The following is a 16,995-nucleotide window of genomic DNA, read 5'->3' on the forward strand; positions in this document are numbered from 1 at the left end:
GGTCACGTCCCGGCTGCCCTTCAGCCCGCTCAGTCCGCCGCTTCCTCCGGCTGCACCGTGTCCAGCCACGCGCGGATCGAGGCGTTGTGCTCGCCCAGCCCCGGCGGCGGCAGGTGCTCGGTGCGGCCGCCCGCGACGTCGTCGAAACGCACCGGCGGGCCGGGGAGTTCGATGCGGCCGAGCACCGGGTGCTCGACCGGCAGCACCAGTCCCTGCGAACGGGTCTGCTCCCACTCGTAGACCTGGTCGATGGTGCGGATCGCGCCGCACGGCACGCCGATGGCGCCGATGCGCTCCAGCCACTCGTCGCGGGTGCCGGTGGCCAGCACCGCCTCGATCTCCGCGTTCAGCTCCGGGCGGTTGGCGACGCGGTCGGCGTTGCGGGCGAACCGTGGATCGGCGGCGTCCAGTCCCAGCAGCCCGGCGAACTTGGCCCACTGGCCCTCGCTGGCCACCGCGACCTGGAGCATGCCGTCGGAGCAGGCGTAGCTGCCGTAGGGGGCGATGGAGGGGTGGTGGTTGCCGATCGACTTCGGCACCTCCCCGGCCACCGTCCAGCGGGTGCCCTGGAAGGCGTGCACCCCCACGATGGAGGAGAGCAGCGAGGTGCGGACCACGCGCCCGCGCCCGGTCCGCTCGCGCTCGTACAGGGCGGCGAGCGTGCCGTAGGCCCCGTGCAGCCCGGCGAGCAGGTCACCGATGGGCACGCCGACCTTCGTCGGCTCGCCGTCGGCCGCGCCGGTGATGCTCATCAGCCCGGCCTCGCCCTGCGCGATCTGGTCGTAGCCGGCGCGGCCGCCCTCCGGGCCGTCGTGGCCGAACCCGCTGATCGAGCAGATGACCAGGCGCGGGTTCAGCTCGTGCAGGCGCTCCATGGAGAAACCGAGGCGGTCGAGCACGCCGGGCCGGAAGTTCTCGACCAGCACGTCGCTGGCGCGGACCAGCCGGGTGAGCAGCCCCACGCCCTCCGGCGACTTCAGGTCGAGCTCGATGGACTCCTTGTTCCGGTTGCACGAGAGGAAGTAGCTGCTGATCGGGTCCTCCTCCGGCCCGACGAAGGGCGGACCCCAGCCCCGCGTGTCATCGCCCGAGCCGGGCTGCTCCACCTTGATGACCCGGGCCCCCAGGTCACCGAGCAGCATCGCGGCGTGCGGCCCGGCCAGGGCGCGCGAGAGATCCAGGACGACGATGCCGGACAGCGGTCCGCCGACTTCTGCCATGTCTGCGACTCCTCGTGGCGGCGGCCAGACCCGGGCCACCACGTCCTCCCGACTGCAGGAATTGGCCTAGCCAGTGAGCCACGCTAACCCCTCCGGACGCACCGGAACAACCCCGCGCGGACCCCGCTGCCGGCGGCTCGCACCTCGCCTACCCTGGGAGGCGGGAACCGCACCGCAAGTGAACCCGTCCACACCCCGAGTCGTCCACCACCGAGATCCGCCGAAAGGCGTCGCCCGCACGATGGTCACACCCGAACCCTCCGATCCGAGCGCCCCCACCCAGAAGGTCGAGCCGGCCGCGGCCACGACCCGGCTGGAGCGCGAGCAGGGCCGGACCCGCTGGATCACCGCCGTCCTGCGCCCGGGCGCCCGGGCCGCGGAGCACCAAGGCGCCGACGCGGAGCGGACCGAGCACCTGGCCGCGCGCACCCGCCGCTTCGGCGCACCCGGCGGCGGGCCGGCCGGTACGCGCGCGGACGGTCCCGACCCCGCCGGCTCCGGCACCTGGTGGCACCGGCTCCTCGCGCCGCTGCTCGCCTGGTGGGCCCGCCTGGTCGGGCGGCTGGTCACCAGCCCCGCCGGCGACACCGACTACGCCGTGCCCGCCGAGTTGCGCCGGCGCTACACGGTCCTCGGCCACATCGGGTCCGGCGGAGAGGCCATGGTGTACCTCGCCGAGCCCGCCGGGCGTTCCACGGCGCAGCGCGGCGCCGATGGCTCCGCTCCCACCCGCCGCCTGGCGCTCAAGGTGTACCGGCCAGGGCACGACATCAACCGCGAACTGCTGGAACGCCTGCGCGCCCGGGGCACCGCGGCGCCGCACACTCCGGCGATCCACGGCTACGGGCACGCGCTCAGTTCCTGGGGCGAGCAGGTCGCCTGGGAGGCACAGGAGTACTTCCCCGAGGGCTCGCTGCGGGGGCTGATCGACCAGGCCCCGCTCTCGGACGAGCGTGCGCGGGAGGTCGTCGCGGCGGTGGCCGCCTGCCTGCACCACTGGCAGGACGAACTGCAGCACAACCATACCGACGTCAAGCCCGAGAACCTGCTGATCCGGCAGCTGGATCCGCCGGTGTTCGCCCTCACCGACTTCGGTGGCGCGGTGCGCGCCACCATGAGCCGGGTCTATGGCGGGCTGGCCATCACCGAGGACTACGCGGCCCCGGAGGTCGTCGAGGGCCGCCGCGAGGCGCCGGCCGCGTGGTGGTCGCTCGGCGTCATGGTGCACGAGATGCTCACCGGACGCCGTCCGCCGCGCGGCGAGAACTGGCTGACGGCGCGCAACACCGAGGTGGACGTCTCGGCCATCACCGACGAACGGTGGCGGCTGCTCGCCCGCGGCCTGCTCACCCCCGCGCCGGACGCGCGCTGGGGGCACACCCAGGTGACGCAGTGGCTGGACGGGCAGACGCCGCGGCTGGAGCGGGTCCGCCGCCACGCGCCGATCCGGTTCGCCGACGTCAGTCACGACGACCCGCCCAGCCTCGCCTTCGACCTGCTCGACCGCTCGGACAAGGGCGAGATCTGGCTCGGCAGCCACTGGGCGACCCTGCGGACCTGGCTGGACCGGGAGGTGCGCGACTACACGTTCGACCGCGGCTACCTGACCCGGCTCGCCGACCACCCCGAGCAGGCGCACCTGACGATCAGCGCGCTCGCGGCGCGGTTCGTGCCCGGGATGCCGCCGCGCTACCGGGGGCACGAGGTCACGGCGGAGGGGGTGCGCGCCCTCGCCACCGGCGACGGCAGCCGGTACCCCACCCTGCGCGAGGCCATCGAGCTCGGCGCGCTGGGGCTGGCGGCGCGGCACTGGTGCGGCCACCCGGCATGCCGGTCGGAGGGGACCAACCGGTGCGCGCTGCTGGAGCGGGTGCAGCACGAGGTTCCGCTCGTCATGGAGCAGGTGGAGCTGACGGTCAACCGGCTGGGCCGCTCCGGGCTCGCCGATTTCACCCGCCCGGCCCGGCACGAGTGGGACGCGGCGTGGGCGCTCGCGGTCGAGCTCGTCCTGGACCCCGACGCCGACCAGCGGCACCGCCGGCGGCTGCGCGCGCAGTCCTGGCACCCGGCGCAGCGCAGCGACGCCCCACGGGTGGACTGGTGGCGCGAGTTGTGCCGCACCGGTCTGCGCGGCCGGGTCTCCGAGGTGGACACCAACGCCGCGCTCGTCGGGTCGCAGCTGCTGCTGCCCTGCGCCGCCCGGGCGGGGGCGAAGGTGCGCGAGCGCGACCGCCGGGACGCCAGTGCCCGCTGGCGGCATCGCTGGGACCAGATCACCGCCGCCGTGAGCGGCGGCTGGGCCGGCCTGCGCGATCGTGTCGGCGACGGCCGCCGCCCTCCGCAGGAGGGGTCGGCCGCCACCCGGTACGGCCCTCAGTGGGCGCGCCGCCGCGACGGCCGCCCGCTGGCCGACTGGGAACGCGAGGTGCTCGACCCCAAGAACCCGGCGGAGCGGAAACGCGCCGACCGCGCCATGCGCCGTCTCAAGCGCGCGATGCGGGCCGGCCGGTGCCGCAGGTACGCCTACCCGGCCGGGGTGCTCGGCATCGTGGACGGCCTCGGCCACTGGCTGTGGACCTCCGTCGGCCTGTACAGCTCGCTGCCGTTCATGGAGAGCGCCCGGCTGGGGCTCACCGAGTTCAGCGGCAACGCGGTGATGGGCGGGCTGTCCCGCGTCGCCACCAACCTGCTCGGGCTGCTCCCGGGCGACGTGGCGCAGGGCCCCTGGTTCCCCGTCCTGCTGGGCGTGGCACTGCTAGTCCTGGCTCGCACGGCCGGCAATGGGCGCTTGGGCTCCCGGGTGCAGCTCACCGCACGGGCGCTGGTGCGCCTGGGGGCCGTTCTCATGGTGCTGCGGCTGCTGGCGAGCGGGCTGTTCCTGCTGGGCATGGGCGTGCTGATCCCGCTCAGCCTGGTGACGGGGTAGCGGTTCGCCGGGCGGTGGCCGCGCGCACGGCGGCGGATGTGGTGGACTCCGGCAATGGTGCACCGCCTTCGCCGTCCCACTCCAGGGGCGGGCTCTGGGTGCCGCTGAATTCCGGGTTCTCCCACCCCGGCGGAAAGGGACCGGTCTGTAGCAGGTGAACGCTTGAGGAAGCGGAGTAGCGACCAGGCTCTGTCGGAGTCATCACGAATGGGCCGCAGGTGGCGATCTCCGCTCCGGTGACCGTGAGCGAGCAGGGTTTCAGCAGGTCATCGTCGCGGCTCAGATCCCACCTGCCGCTCCTCCCGAACTCCTGCACGAGTTCCCGATCGCTGCGCATGAGCCAGACCCACGCCGAAACCTCCGTCGTGTCTTCCGTGGGATCGATCAGCTGGACCTCGACGGACAGGCGCAGGCCGTCGTCGTCCGGCGCGATACAGGGCCGGTACAGCACGCTCGCGTCCTTCTCGACCCACGGCTCGTGGCAGCGCACCTGGTCCCCCTGCGGTCGGCTCGCCACCGCGGGGGGAGCAACGGCTCCCTCCCCTGATTCCGTGGACAAGGATTCCCCGGCCGGGGCCGAGCGGTCCGGGAGCGCCAGAAAGCCGATCGCCGCCACGGCGAACACCGTGACGCCCACGCCCGCGGCCACCAGCGGCCCGCGCCCGGTCCACCGGGCGGCGTCCCGCTTCGCCGCGCGCTTTCCGGCCTCCGTACCGCGCTCGCCGCCGGAGACGCCGACGGACCCCACGACGCTGCCGATCTGGATCACCGTGCCGGGCACGTCGCCGAGGAGGGTGTTACTCGTCGCTCCCGCGCCACGCGCGGCGACCTCGGTCACGAACGCGCCCAGCCGCTCCGCGGCCGTGGGATCGGCCGCCACGAGCCGGCGCAACCGGGACCGCCATTCGACCTGGAGCTCCTCGGCCACCGAGGCGCCTCCGCTCCGCGCCTCGGCGCGGGCCCGCTCCAGCTCGGCCGCGATCTCCCGGGCCGCCGCCGCGCCGAACAGCCCGGCGAACATGTCGCGTGTCTCGGGCCAGTCCGGAGTCGGCATGCTCGCCACGAGCGCCTCGGTGGCCCTTTTCTCCCAGCTCGCTGCCATGCGCCGTCGGTTCCTTCCCGCACCGCCCCGGATTCCGCACGGAACGGCGGTATCCAGCAGACCCGCAACGTAACCCTACGTTTCGGCTTACCACATAACGTGACCACATCAGGCCATCCGCGACGAACACGACGGCTCCGGTACCGGCCGGGGCCGACACGGTCGGGTGGCGCCATCGCCCGGGACGGACGCGCTCCGCAACGTTAAGATCGCCGATGGTGCACATCCGAGCGGAGAGACGGCGAGGGCGCATGACCGGTCGCGACACGGTGGTGGCAGCTGACGAGATCGAGCTCACGGCCGGGGACTACCGCGCCGTCGTCGACCGGCACGGCGCCGCGCTGCAGCGGCTCGTGTGGCGTGACCACGACCTCGTCTGGGGCTACACGCGCCCTCCCGGCCCCGCCGCCTTCCAGGGGCAGGTGCTGGCGCCCTGGCCCAACCGCGTCGACCACGGCCGGTACACCTTCGAGGGCGTGACCCACCGGCTCGACATCACCGAGCCGCAGCGCGACAACGCGATCCACGGGCTCGCGCACGCTCAGGCGTGGCTGCCGGCGGAGATCGCGCCCGCCTTCACCCGGCTCACCCACCGGACGGCGGGCGCGCCGGGCTATCCGTTCGCGGTGGAGCTGTCGGTGGAGTACGAGCTGACCGCGACGTCAGGGCTGACCGTGCACATGACGGCGCGCAACATCGGCGACCGGCCCGCTCCCTACGGCGTCGGCAGCCACAACTACCTGACCGTGGGCACGCCGGTGGACGCGGCGGTGCTGCTGCTGCCGGCCGGTGAGCGGCTGCCGGTGGACGACCGGCTGCTGCCGTCGGGGCCGCCGGTTCCGGTGGCGGGCGGCGAGTTCGACTTCGGCACCCCCCGGCGGATCGGCGGCACCGTGCTCGACACCGCGTTCACCGGGCTCCGCCGGGGCTACGACGGCCGCGCCTGGACCGTGCTCTCGGGAGCCGACTCGGCGGTGGCGCTCTGGGCGGACGCGGCGTTCGGGTGGCTCCAGGTGTTCAGCTCGGACGGGCTTCCCGACGGTGCGCACCGCGGCCAGGTGGCGGTCGAGCCGATGACCTGCCCGCCGAACGCCTTCGCGTCGGGCGTGGACCTCACCGTCCTGCCGCCGGGCGGCGGCAGCCGGGCGTCCTACGGGATCTGCCACGTCGGCCCGCTCGCCGTGGGGTGACGCCGGCGGGCGCCCGTCAGGACGCGTCGCCCTGGGCGGTGAGCAGCCGGCTCAGCCGGGCGAGGTCCTCGGGGGTGTCGATGTCGTCCGGACGGGCCACGTCGTCGCACGCCACGGTGGTGACCAGATGCGAGTAGGCGCTCAGGAACGGCCGGGCACCGACGTCGCCCTGCGCGAGGGCCTGCACGCTCGGCCAGTGCTCCCGGCCGAGCAGCACCGGGTTGCGCAGGTTCCCGGCGTAGGTCGCGACGGCGGCGCGGGCCCCGTCCCGGTAGGCGTCGACCAGGCGCTCCACCGCCGCGGGTGTGACGAGCGGCTGGTCGGCGAGCGCGACGACGACGGCGTCCACCGGTTCCGGGAGCGCTTCCAGCCCGACGCGTAACGAAGACCCCATCCCGCTGGTCCAGTCGGGGTTGTGCACCTCCACCGCGTCCTCGACCGTGATGTCGGCCGCTCCCGTGACGACGTAGACCGGTGCGCAACCACCCTCCCGCAACGTGCGCACGCCACGATCGACCAGCCGCTCGCCGCCCAGCTTGACCAGGGCCTTGGGACGGCCGAGCCGGGTGCCCTCGCCTGCGGCCAGGAGCAGACCGGCGACCGCCGCGCCGTCGTCGCCTCGCGCACGTGTCGTCATGACGCGATGATGCCATGGGCATTGCGTCCGGGCAGGGGGCCGATAGCCCTCCGCATCGCCCGTTACGCCCACAAACGACCCTGATCGTACGGTCGGTTACCCCGATCCCGGCCGTGGTTTACCCGAATCGGTGACCGGTTCCGGCCGTTCAGCCATCCCGCCCGCGCGGTTCGTCGTCGAGGACATGCGGCTGCGGCGGACCGTCGGCGTCCGCGGCGCCGGCAGCGCCGTGCGCGCCGGGTCCGTCGTCCGCCGGCCGGGTCCGGGGCTCCCGGCCGGCGGAGCCGTCGGCAGGACCGTCGTCGTGCTGCTGGCGGACCTCCTCGTCGACCACCGCCGCGGCCTCCTCATCGATGGTCGGCGACAGCTCGCCGTGCGGGCGCTCCCCGCCCTCCACCAGGGCGGCGGCCTGCGCGTCGATGCCACTGACCATGTCCATCGGCGCCTGCGGCTCCTCGACGACCTCGGGGGCGAGGCGCGCGTGGTCGGCCGGCTCGATGCCGTCCTTTCCGGGATCGAGCACGCCGCCGCGGAAGAACCGCCGCGGCCGGTTCTCCCGGCGCCACGCCGCCCAGATCCCCACGAGTCCCACCGAGACGATCAGCAGTGCTCCGAGCCATCCCCATCCAGGCACAGGTACCTCCCACCGGAATCGCCTTGCGGCGCACCTGCCCGGTGGACGGAGTCTCATGCACGGCCCGGCGGGCGTGTCCTCAGGCACGCCCGCCGACCAGGCCGGCGGCGGGGAGGTCCGGCCGCCTCTCCCGGCCGGGCCCGGGTCAGCGTCCGGTGGAGCCGAAGACCGGCCCGGCCGGCAGCAGCCCCTGCGGCACCGCCGACTCGCTGTGGATCCGGCCGTGCGTGGCGTGCAGCGGCAGGCCGCTGCCGCCCCACCGGTTCTGCACGATCTCGGCGGCGATGGACACCGCCGTCTCCTCGGGGGTGCGAGCCCCGATGTCCAGGCCGATCGGGGACCGCAGCCGGGCCAGCTGCTCCTCCGGAACACCGGCCTCGCGCAGCCGTTCCAGCCGGTCGTCATGGGTCCGGCGGCTGCCCATGGCCCCGATGTAGCCCGCGCGGGTGCGCAGCGCCAGCCGCAGGACCGGCACGTCGAACTTGGGGTCGTGGGTCAGCACGCAGATGACGGTCCGCTCGTCGATCTCGTCCTCGATCTCGCCGAGGTAGACGTGCGGCCAGCGGACCACGACCTCGTCGGCGTCGGGGAACCGCTTGGCGGTGGCGAACACCGGCCGGGCGTCGCAGACCGTGACGCGGTACCCCAGGTAGCCGCCCATCCGGGCGACGGCCGCGGCGAAGTCGATGGCGCCGAAGACGAGCATGCGCGGTGCCGGTGCGAACGACTGCACGAACACCTCCAGGTCGTCGCCGCGCCGCTGGCCCTGCGCTCCGTAGCGCAGGATCCCGGTGCGCCCCTGGGCGAGCATGCCGCGGACGTCGTCGTCCACCGCGTCGTTGAGCCGGTCGGGGCCCAGCCGCCCCTCGGCGCGGTCCGGCCAGACGACGCGGCGCGCCCCCACCTCACCGGGGCCGCCTACCACGGTCGCCACCGCCACCGGCCGGTGCGCCTCGACCGCGGCCAGGACCTCGCCCAGGTGCGGGTGCCGGAGCGGGTCGACCGGCTCCACGAAGATGTGCAGCACTCCGCCGCAGGTCAGCCCCACGGCGAACGCGTCGTCGTCGCTGATCCCGTACCGCTCCCGCGCGGGTCGGCCGGTGCGGATCACTTCCTGCGCCAGCTCGTAGACGGCGCCCTCGACGCAGCCGCCCGACACGCTGCCGACCACCTCGCCCGAGGCGGAGACGGCCATGGCGGCGCCGGCGCCGCGCGGCGAGCTGTGCTGGGTGTCGATGACGGTCGCGAGCGCGAACGTCTCGCCGGCGGCGTACAGCTCCGCGACGGAACCTCTGATGTCACGCACGTGGCGCTCCTCCTCTCGCCCATCCGCCGATGACGACGGTGGCCAGTTCCTCAAGCGCCTCCAGGCTGTGTCCGGAGACGAAGTCGTCAACATAGGGCAGTGCCGCGCGCATTCCGCCCGTCAGCGGCCGGTACCCCGGCTGCGCCTTGTGCGGGTTGGCCCACACGACCCGGTGCGCGAGGCGGGACAGTCGCGCCATCTGGCGGCCGAGCTGCGCCGCTGGGCCGCGCTCCCAGCCGTCGGAGGCGATGACCACGATCGCGCCGCGCGCCATGCCGCGCTGCCCGTACTCGTCCAGGAACTCCCGGAGTTCGCCGCCGAGACGGGTGCCGCCGGACCAGTCGGGGATGGCGGCACCGGCCGCGGCGAGCGCCGCGCCGGGCTCGCGGACGCGCATCTCCCGGGTCAGCCGGGTGAGCCGGGTGCCCAGGCTGAACACCTCGGTCTGGCCGGGGTGCCCGCGGGTCACGGCGTGCGCGAGGCGGAGCAGGGCGTCGGCGTAGGGGGCCATCGAGCCGCTGACGTCGATCAGCAGCACCACGCGGCGCGGCCGGGTGGTGCGGCCGCGGCGCGGCAGCCGCACCGGTTCGCCACCGTGGCGCAGACCGGCGCGCGCGGTGCGGACCCAGTCGAGCCGGCCCCTGCGGGCGGGCGCGGTGCGGCGGCTGCGGCGCTGCGGGCGGCGCGTGGCCAGCAGGGCGAGCAGCCGGGCGACCTCGGCGCGTTCCTCGCCGGTGAGGGTGGCGAGGTCGCGCGAGCGCAGCACCTCGGTGTCACTGGCCGCGCGGCGCCGCCGGGTGTCCGGCGGTTCGCCGGGCCGGTCGCGCCGGTCCGGCGGCCAGGCCGCCGGGCGCGGGACCGGCACCGCCGGGAGCGGCGCGCCCGTGCCGCGCAGCCCGGAGAAGTAGGCCGCGAAGCACGCGTCGTACCGGGGCAGGTCGGCCGGAAGCGAGCACAGCGTGAGCCGGCCGGCCCAGTAGACCTGGCGGGGGTCGGCCACGTCGAGGGTGGCCAGCGCGGTCGTGAAGGCCCGCGCCCGGTCGCCACCGGCCGGCACACCGGCCGCGCGCAGCGCGGGCAGCAGACCGAGCAGGGCGCCGAGGCCGTCCCCGGCGGGCGGCGGCGCCGTGGCGGTCATACCGGGTCACCTCCCAGCGAAGCCGGCTCCCCGCCGGTGGCGCCCGCGGCACCGTCCAGCAGCGCGTCCAGCCGCCGGCGCACCTCGTCGTGGTCCTCGCGGTGCTTGACCAGCGCGCCGAGGGTACGGGCGGCACGGTCCCGGTCGAGTTCGCGCGCCCCCAGCGCGACCAGCGCGGCCGCCCAGTCGATGCTCTCGGCGACCCCGGGCGGTTTGAGGAGTCCGGCGCCGTCGGCGGCCGAGTCGCGGAGCCGCTGGGTGACCCGCGCGACCTCGCGCACCAGCCGCTCGGCCGCCTCGGGGAGCCTGCGCCGGATGATGGCGATCTCGCGGGTCAGGCCGGGGTGCGCCATCCAGTGGTAGAGGCAGCGGCGCTTCAGCGCGTCGTGCACTTCGCGGGTGCGGTTGGAGGTGAGCACGACCAGCGGCGGCACGGTGGCCCGGACCGTGCCGAGTTCGGGGATGGAGATGGCGAAGTCGGCGAGGAACTCCAGCAGGAACGCCTCGAACTCGTCGTCGGCGCGGTCGATCTCGTCGATGAGCAGTACGCTCGGCACCGGACCGCTGGTCTCCAGCGCCCGCAGCAGTGGCCGCGCCAGCAGGAACCGCCGGTCGTACAGCCCGGCCTCCAGCTCGGACAGATTCCCGGCGCCCGCGGCCTGGGCGGCGCGCAGGTGCAGCAACTGGCGCGGATAGTCCCAGTCGTAGAGGGCCTGGGCGGCGTCGATCCCCTCGTAGCACTGCAGGCGGATCAGCGGACCGCCAACGGCGGCGGCCAGTGCTTTGGCGAGTTCGGTCTTGCCCACCCCGGCGTCGCCTTCGAGCAGCAGCGGGCGGCCCATCCGCAGGGCGAGGAAACAGGCCGTGGCGACGCCGTCGTCGGCGAGGTAGTCCTGCGCGTCGAGCAGCGCGGCGATGTCGGCCGGCTCCGAGACCGGGAGACCGCGGGACTCGATGAGATCGCTCATGGCGTGGCCGCTCCCTCCACCTCTCCGCCAGGCTATTGCGTCGTGGGCCGCGGAGGTAAGGCGGACGTTCCCCGAAACCACCGCCCTGATCCCGCCATACGCCCCCACGACCGGCCGCGCTCGCCCAGAAGCACCGAAGGACGGCCGCCGCCGCGACCGTCCCGAGTGCTGGACCGCTGGTGCTGTTGTTCCCGACGGGCCGGCCGCGGTGTCCCCGCTACCAGCCGGGCAGGTGATCGATGACGAAGGAGAGCAGCGCCAGGGCCACCACGACGAACCAGAGCAACGGCCCGACCGGGTCCGCCCGGCGCGGCCGATGCGCGTTCCTGTTCCGGTCCTTGACGTCCATGTCCGTTCGACGCGGCACAGCGGGACCGCGTTCGGTCGCCGTCCGCATCGATATGACGCCGTGACGTTTCCAATCGGGGACGCCGCCGTCCTGTGGCCGCACCCGTCCGGTCGGCCACGCACCCGATTTCGCCGAACAGAGCAGGTGACCGCGGGTACGGAGCCGACGTCATCGGCTACCGGCGGGCGAGATGGAGGCCGTCACCACGCACGCGACGTCGCAGGCGCGGCCGATTCCGGCCATGGCCGGCCGTCTCGCAGCCGGGGAACCCGCGCGCCGCGAGGACGGCCGGGGTCGCAGTGCAGGTGCGGCGGGCGGTCTCGGCACCGCGGCACCGGCCGGAACACGCAGGGCGGTCACGCCGAGCGGAACACCGCCGGGGCCGGTGAAACGCACAGCGGTACCGCCGCGAGATGCGCCCCAGCGGGAGCTTTACCGACCAGGTCTCCACCTCTCCCGAAAAGCCTTAGAGTAATCGCCGAATCACGGGTTGTCATCACAGGGAGGATGGTCGTGACCCATTTCTCGCGCACCGGCAAGCGTGCGCTGGCTCTTGTCAGCACCGGCCTGCTGTCCGCAGGTCTCGCCACGGCGACGGCCACCGAAGCCAGCGCCGCGGAGATCATCATCATCGACGGCTACACCCAGACGGTGCGAGAATCGGACGGAGTCCCCGTCGTCTGCCCCACGAACCAGGTTCTTCTCGGCCGGTCGCATTCCGGCGACGAGAACGGCAGCACCACCTACTACTGCGGCCTCATCCTCATCGACGGGCAAGTGGTCCAGGTGAGCGCCCCGTCCTGGAGCGGTTCCCAGCGCGAGAGCAACTCGTTCTTCGCGGCCCCGGCGAACCAGGTCCTGGTGGGCCGACAGCACTCCGGCGACGAGAACGGCCAGACCCGCTACGCCACCGCCTCCATGAGCGCGGGGGGACGCCCGGTGGAGCTGACCTCCTACCGCTGGAGCCCGGGACAGCGGGAGAGCAACAGCTACTCCAAGGCGGGCGCCTACGAGGTCATGGTCGGCCGGCAGCACTCCGGCGACGAGAACGGCGAGACCCGCTACCAGTACGCCCGTATAGCGGACTGACCGGCGTCCTGACCGGAGCGAACGCCGCCCGCCCGGCGTGCCCGGCCGGAGAGCCACTGCCTGCCCCGGCCGGTCGGGAACGCCTCGCCGTCATGTTCGGGGTGGGCGAGCGCCGGAGCGGAAACGGCCCCGCATCCACCAGGATGCGGGGCCGTTCGCGTCTCAGAGGCGGCTGTGCCGCACGGACACCGCCCGTCTCGGTGGGACCGCCGATGGGCCAGAGGCAGACGGTGCTCCGGCCACGGCGGGGATCGGGACCCGGGTGCGAGCACCTCCGGTCCCCGACCGGCCTTGCGATCCGCGCCGCGGGCCTCAGCCCGGCTCCTGCGCCTCTCCGCGCTGGTGGAGCAGCGCCTGGAGCTGTGCCAGGTTCTCACCGGCCATCCGGCCGTCGTTGCTCTGGATGCCCATGGCCGCCAGCGTGGAGCCGTCGGCGAGATCGATGGTGGGCCACGGTTCGCCGACCGGCATGCGGATGTCGATGATCTCGGCCCAGTCGAGCACGTGGGTGCGGATGGAGTTGACCACGGTGAGCCCGCGCTCGGTCGCCTCCACCCGGGGGCGGGCGAGCAGGTGCAGGGCGCCGACGCCCACGATTCCGAGGCCGACGAGGCCGACGCGGTCCTGGACGCCCCAGTCCGGCGGCAGGATCACCGCGAGAACGGCCATGGTGGCCAGGACCACCACGGCCAGTCCGTAGCCGACCACGCGGATGTTGCGGGGCCGCCACGTGGCGGGCAGGTCCGGAACCGGCGGGCGGGCCGCTTCGCCCACAGTGTCACCATCTCTCACGTCGCCCGGCTGCACGGCTGGTCCTCGTCTCACGTCTCGGGAGGCCGGTTTCCCCGGGCTCCGTCCGGCGGCGCCGGTGGCATGCGGTTCTCTCGCGGGGTTGCGGTCCCGCGCGGCAGGCACGGGCGGCGCCGCGCGTCCTGCCGCGCCGAGGAGGTTCCCGGCCGCGGTCACATCGGCATGGTCCCGGTGCCGGGTGCACACGAATGCGCCTCGGTTCCCGTGCGGCTCCGCGTCCACCTGCGCGCACCGGTGACACGCCTGCGAAGTTTAACGCGAAACCCGGGGTCCGCGCCGCGACAGGCTGCGGAGCGGCCCCCGGACGCGACCGCGCAGCCGTTCCCGGCGGGCCGTCAACCCCCGGCCGCCTCCGCGGCGGAGCGCAGCCGGCGCAGGACCAGCGCGGTCTCCAGCGCGGCGATGGCCGCCTCCCACCCCTTGTCCTCCCGGCTGCCGGGCAGGCCGGCGCGGTCGCGGGCCTGGTCCATCGTGTCGCAGGTGAGCACCCCGTTGCCCACGGGGGTGGCGGCGCACAGCGCCACCTCCGTCAGGCCCTGGGTGAGCGACTGGCACACGTACTCGAAGTGCGGGGTGCCGCCGCGGATCACCGCTCCGAGGGCGACCACGGCGTCATGCCCGCGGGCCAGCTCCTGCGCCACCACGGGCAGTTCGACCGCGCCGGGCACCCGCACCACGGTCGGCGCGGGCACGTCGCTGTCCCGGGCGGCGGCCAGCGCGCGTTCCAGCAGCGCGTCCACGATCTCGGCGTTCCAGCGGGTGGCGACGACGCCCAGGCGCAGCCCGGCGGCGGCGACCGCGCTCACGTCGGGGAGTCCGGCTCCGCTCATGGTGGTTCTTCCGTTCCGTTCGCTCGCGATGTCATGGTCTGGGGAGTCGTGCCGGCGCCGTGCGGCGGCCGGGCGGGCATGGTCAGTTGGCCGTGGAGACGTCGGCCAGACCGGGCAGGTCGTGCCCCATCCGGTCGCGTTTGGTCTCCAGGTAGCGGAGGTTGTCGGTGGTGACGGCGGGGGGCATCGTCACGCGCTCGGTCACCCGCACGCCGTGCTGGGTGATGCCGTCGACCTTGCCCGGGTTGTTGCTGAGCAGCCGGACCGAGCGCACCCCGAGGTCGGCGAGGATCTGGGTGCCGGTGCCGAACTCGCGCGCGTCCGCGGGCAGGCCGAGCTCCAGGTTCGCGTCGACGGTGTCCGCGCCGTCGTCCTGCAGCCGGTACGCGGCGAGCTTGTGCAGCAGGCCGATGCCGCGCCCCTCGTGGCCGCGCAGGTAGACGAGCACGCCGCGGCCCTCCGCGGCGATGGCGGCCATCGCGGTGTCGAGCTGGGTCCCGCAGTCGCAGCGATGCGATCCGAAGGCGTCGCCGGTGAGGCACTCCGAGTGCAGCCGGGCGAGCACGTCCTGGCCGTCGCCGAGGTCGCCGTAAACGAGGGCGACGTGCTCGACACCGTCCACCACGCCCCGGTATCCGACGGCGCGCCACTCACCGTGGCGGTTGGGGATCCGGGTCTCGACCGCCCGCTCGACCAGCCATTCGGTCCGCCGCCGGTACTGCACGAGCTGCTCGATCGACACCAACCGCAGCCCGTGCTCGTCGGCGAACCGGCGCAGCTCCGGCAGCCGCGCCATGGTGCCATCGTCGTTGACGACCTCGGCGAGGACGCCGGCCGGGCGGCGGCCCGCGAGCCGGGCGAGGTCGACGGCCGCCTCGGTGTGGCCGCCGCGGGCGAGGACTCCGTGCGGGTGGTACCGCAGCGGCAGTACGTGGCCGGGGCGCACGAGGTCCGCGGCCTCGGCGGCGGGGTCGGCCAGGGTCCGGATGGTGTGCGCCCGGTCCGCGGCGGAGATCCCGGTGCTCACGCCGGACCGCGCGTCCACGGTGACGGTGTAGGCGGTGCGCAGCGACTCCTCGTTGCGGGCCGTCATCAGCGGGAGGTTGAGCCGGTCGAGGTCGGATCCCAGCATGGGGACGCACACCACGCCCGAGGTGTGCCGGATGGTGAAGGCGAGCAGTTCGGGGGTGGCGGCGTCGGCGGCGAAGATGATGTCGCCCTCGTTCTCGCGGTCCGCGTCGTCCACCACGATCACGGCCCGGCCCGCGGCCACGTCCTCGATCGCGTCGGCGATGTCGTCCAGCAGGACGGTGCCGGGGGCGTCGGCGTCTCTGGCGCGCTGCGCGGTGGCGTCCGTGGCGTCGTGGATGGCGGCTGTCATGCTCACTCCTGGTCTGCTCGGTCTCCGCTGCGGTGCGGGGCGCTGGGCACTCGCGCGATCGCGTCTTCCGGTCCGGGGGCTCATCACGCCACCACCTGCTCCCGCCCGGGGCCGGTCACGGCGGTGAGTGTCCGGTACCGCCGCATCCAGTCGCGGACGCCCACGACGGCGAGCACGAAGAAGACGCCGTAGACGAGCCCGCTGACCCACAGGCCCGACATCAGGGCGAGCGGCACGCCGACCAGGTCGACGATGATCCACACGATCCAGAAGTCGACGAGCGCGCGGCTTTGGCCGAAGGTGGCGACGGCGCTGCCGACGAAGATGAAGGCGTCCGGCCACGGCGCCCACGAGATGCCGGTCGCCTCGAACAGCAGCGCGACCGCCACCGTGCCGCCGACGAGCGCGCCGGCGAGCAGGCCGCGTTCCCGCGCGGTCGCCGGGCGCACCGGCAGCGCCGCGCCACCGCGGGTGCCCCGGGCCCAGCGGTACCAGCCGTAGCAGACCAGCAGCACGAACATCACCTGCTTGAGGGCGTTGCCGAGCAGGTGGGCGTCGATGGAGACGGCGAACAGCAGGACCGCGCCGGACAGCTGCACCGGCCACGTCCAGATGCTGCGGCGCACCGCGAGCGCCACCGTGCCCAGGGCGGCGAGGTTGCCCAGCAGATCCGCCCAGCGCACATGTTCACCGAACAGCGTGAAGCCGGCGTAGGCCCATTCCAGCCACCACACGCCGGTTTCGGGCCCGCTCATCGGAGCGTCTCCCGCCCGGTCGCGCCGAGCAGCCGCTCCACGTACTTGGCCAGCACGTCGACCTCCAGGTTGACCGGCTGGCCGATCGCCGTCCGGCCGAGGGTGGTGAGGTCGAGCGTGGTGGGGATCAGGCCGACCGTGAACGCGTCGTCGGCGGCGGCGACCACGGTGAGGCTGACGCCGTCGACGGCGATGGACCCCTTCTCCACGACGTAGCGGGCGAGGTCGGCGGGCAGCGCGATGCGGACGGTCTCCCAGTCGGCGCCGGGGACCCGCTCAAGGACGCGCCCGGTGCCGTCCACGTGGCCCTGCACGATGTGCCCGCCGAGCCGGCCGGACACGGGCGCGGCGCGCTCCAGGTTCACCGGGGAGCCGGGGGTGAGGACGCCGAGGCTGGAGCGGTCGAGCGTCTCCTTCATCACGTCGGCGGCGAACCGGCCGTCGGCGCACTCGGTGACGGTGAGGCAGACCCCGTTGACCGCGATGGAGTCGCCGTGCCGGGCGTCGGCGGTGACGGTGGGGCCGTGGATCGTCAGCCGGGCGGCCTGGCCGGCGGGGCCGACGTGCGCGATGGCGACGACCTCGCCCAGTTCCTCCACGATTCCGGTGAACACGTGAAAGCCATCCCCTAACCTGTCCAGGCTCCGGGGATGTGCACAC

General features: G+C 74.2%; 16 protein-coding genes. 3 read left to right on the forward strand and 13 right to left on the reverse strand.

All coding sequences use genetic code 11. The features are described 5' to 3' along the window. Window positions 1-29: 29 nt before the first annotated feature. A complete protein-coding gene (locus ACFQRF_RS21345; protein ID WP_379872919.1) occupies window positions 30-1,220 on the reverse strand; it encodes a CaiB/BaiF CoA transferase family protein in 1,191 nt (396 codons plus the stop codon). 241 nt (window positions 1,221-1,461) lie between these two features. Here ACFQRF_RS21345 and ACFQRF_RS21350 point away from each other — a divergent pair, with 241 nt between their 5' ends. Further along, entirely contained in the window at window positions 1,462-4,146 is a 2,685-nt protein-coding gene (locus ACFQRF_RS21350; RefSeq protein WP_379872920.1) for a protein kinase domain-containing protein, read from the forward strand. On the opposite strand, the gene ACFQRF_RS21355 is transcribed toward ACFQRF_RS21350, so the two are convergent. Continuing rightward, entirely contained in the window at window positions 4,127-5,248 is a 1,122-nt protein-coding gene (locus ACFQRF_RS21355) for a hypothetical protein (RefSeq protein ID WP_379872921.1), read from the reverse strand. The two genes, ACFQRF_RS21350 and ACFQRF_RS21355, sit on opposite strands and share 20 nt — an antisense overlap. 251 nt (window positions 5,249-5,499) lie before the next feature. On the opposite strand from ACFQRF_RS21355, the gene ACFQRF_RS21360 reads away from it, so the two are divergent. Then, window positions 5,500-6,438, forward strand: a complete 939-nt coding sequence (locus ACFQRF_RS21360; RefSeq protein WP_379872922.1) for an aldose 1-epimerase family protein — start codon at window positions 5,500-5,502, stop codon at window positions 6,436-6,438. A 16-nt stretch (window positions 6,439-6,454) separates the two neighbouring features. On the opposite strand, the gene ACFQRF_RS21365 is transcribed toward ACFQRF_RS21360, so the two are convergent. The 6 genes from ACFQRF_RS21365 to ACFQRF_RS21390 all read right to left on the reverse strand — a co-directional run bounded on the left by ACFQRF_RS21365 (window position 6,455) and on the right by ACFQRF_RS21390 (window position 11,488). After that, window positions 6,455-7,075, reverse strand: a complete 621-nt coding sequence (locus ACFQRF_RS21365) for a nucleotidyltransferase family protein (protein ID WP_379872923.1) — start codon at window positions 7,073-7,075, stop codon at window positions 6,455-6,457. 148 nt (window positions 7,076-7,223) lie between these two features. Continuing rightward, window positions 7,224-7,709 (reverse strand): hypothetical protein, encoded by a 486-nt coding sequence (locus ACFQRF_RS21370; RefSeq protein ID WP_379872924.1) that lies wholly within the window; start codon window positions 7,707-7,709, stop codon window positions 7,224-7,226. Window positions 7,710-7,854: 145 nt separating this feature from the next. Continuing rightward, window positions 7,855-9,015: an XdhC family protein gene (locus ACFQRF_RS21375; protein WP_379872925.1), complete on the reverse strand. Its 1,161-nt coding sequence runs from the start codon at window positions 9,013-9,015 to the stop codon at window positions 7,855-7,857. After that, on the reverse strand, window positions 9,008-10,153 hold the full coding sequence (locus ACFQRF_RS21380; protein WP_379872926.1) for a vWA domain-containing protein: 1,146 nt from the start codon (window positions 10,151-10,153) through the stop codon (window positions 9,008-9,010). Before ACFQRF_RS21380 ends, ACFQRF_RS21375 begins: the two co-directional genes overlap by 8 nt. After that, on the reverse strand, window positions 10,150-11,121 hold the full coding sequence (locus tag ACFQRF_RS21385) for an AAA family ATPase (protein ID WP_379872927.1): 972 nt from the start codon (window positions 11,119-11,121) through the stop codon (window positions 10,150-10,152). The genes ACFQRF_RS21380 and ACFQRF_RS21385 overlap by 4 nt, the downstream gene beginning before the upstream one ends. A 217-nt stretch (window positions 11,122-11,338) precedes the next feature. Beyond that, window positions 11,339-11,488 carry a hypothetical protein gene (locus tag ACFQRF_RS21390; protein WP_379872928.1) on the reverse strand — a complete coding sequence of 50 codons (150 nt, stop codon included), beginning with the start codon at window positions 11,486-11,488 and terminating at the stop codon, window positions 11,339-11,341. 495 nt (window positions 11,489-11,983) lie between these two features. On the opposite strand from ACFQRF_RS21390, the gene ACFQRF_RS21395 reads away from it, so the two are divergent. After that, window positions 11,984-12,559, forward strand: a complete 576-nt coding sequence (locus ACFQRF_RS21395) for a hypothetical protein (protein ID WP_379872929.1) — start codon at window positions 11,984-11,986, stop codon at window positions 12,557-12,559. Window positions 12,560-12,871: 312 nt separating this feature from the next. Here ACFQRF_RS21395 and ACFQRF_RS21400 read toward each other — a convergent pair whose 3' ends face one another. From ACFQRF_RS21400 to ACFQRF_RS21420, 5 genes are all read right to left on the reverse strand, one after another. Then, complete coding sequence (locus ACFQRF_RS21400) at window positions 12,872-13,333, reverse strand: PH domain-containing protein (protein ID WP_379872930.1); 462 nt, start codon at window positions 13,331-13,333, stop codon at window positions 12,872-12,874. 371 nt (window positions 13,334-13,704) lie between these two features. Further along, complete coding sequence (ribH, locus tag ACFQRF_RS21405; RefSeq protein WP_379872931.1) at window positions 13,705-14,199, reverse strand: 6,7-dimethyl-8-ribityllumazine synthase; 495 nt, start codon at window positions 14,197-14,199, stop codon at window positions 13,705-13,707. An 82-nt stretch (window positions 14,200-14,281) separates the two neighbouring features. Then, window positions 14,282-15,580, reverse strand: coding sequence for a bifunctional 3,4-dihydroxy-2-butanone-4-phosphate synthase/GTP cyclohydrolase II (locus tag ACFQRF_RS21410; protein ID WP_379872932.1), 1,299 nt, complete (start codon window positions 15,578-15,580; stop codon window positions 14,282-14,284). An 83-nt stretch (window positions 15,581-15,663) separates the two neighbouring features. Next, entirely contained in the window at window positions 15,664-16,335 is a 672-nt protein-coding gene (pnuC, locus tag ACFQRF_RS21415) for a nicotinamide riboside transporter PnuC (RefSeq protein ID WP_379872933.1), read from the reverse strand. Next, window positions 16,332-16,949 carry a riboflavin synthase gene (locus ACFQRF_RS21420; protein ID WP_379872934.1) on the reverse strand — a complete coding sequence of 206 codons (618 nt, stop codon included), beginning with the start codon at window positions 16,947-16,949 and terminating at the stop codon, window positions 16,332-16,334. The genes pnuC and ACFQRF_RS21420 overlap by 4 nt, the downstream gene beginning before the upstream one ends. Window positions 16,950-16,995 lie beyond the last annotated feature (46 nt).

It is taken from the genome of Marinactinospora rubrisoli, from assembly GCF_042664915.1.
GTDB lineage: Bacteria > Actinomycetota > Actinomycetes > Streptosporangiales > Streptosporangiaceae > Marinitenerispora > Marinitenerispora rubrisoli.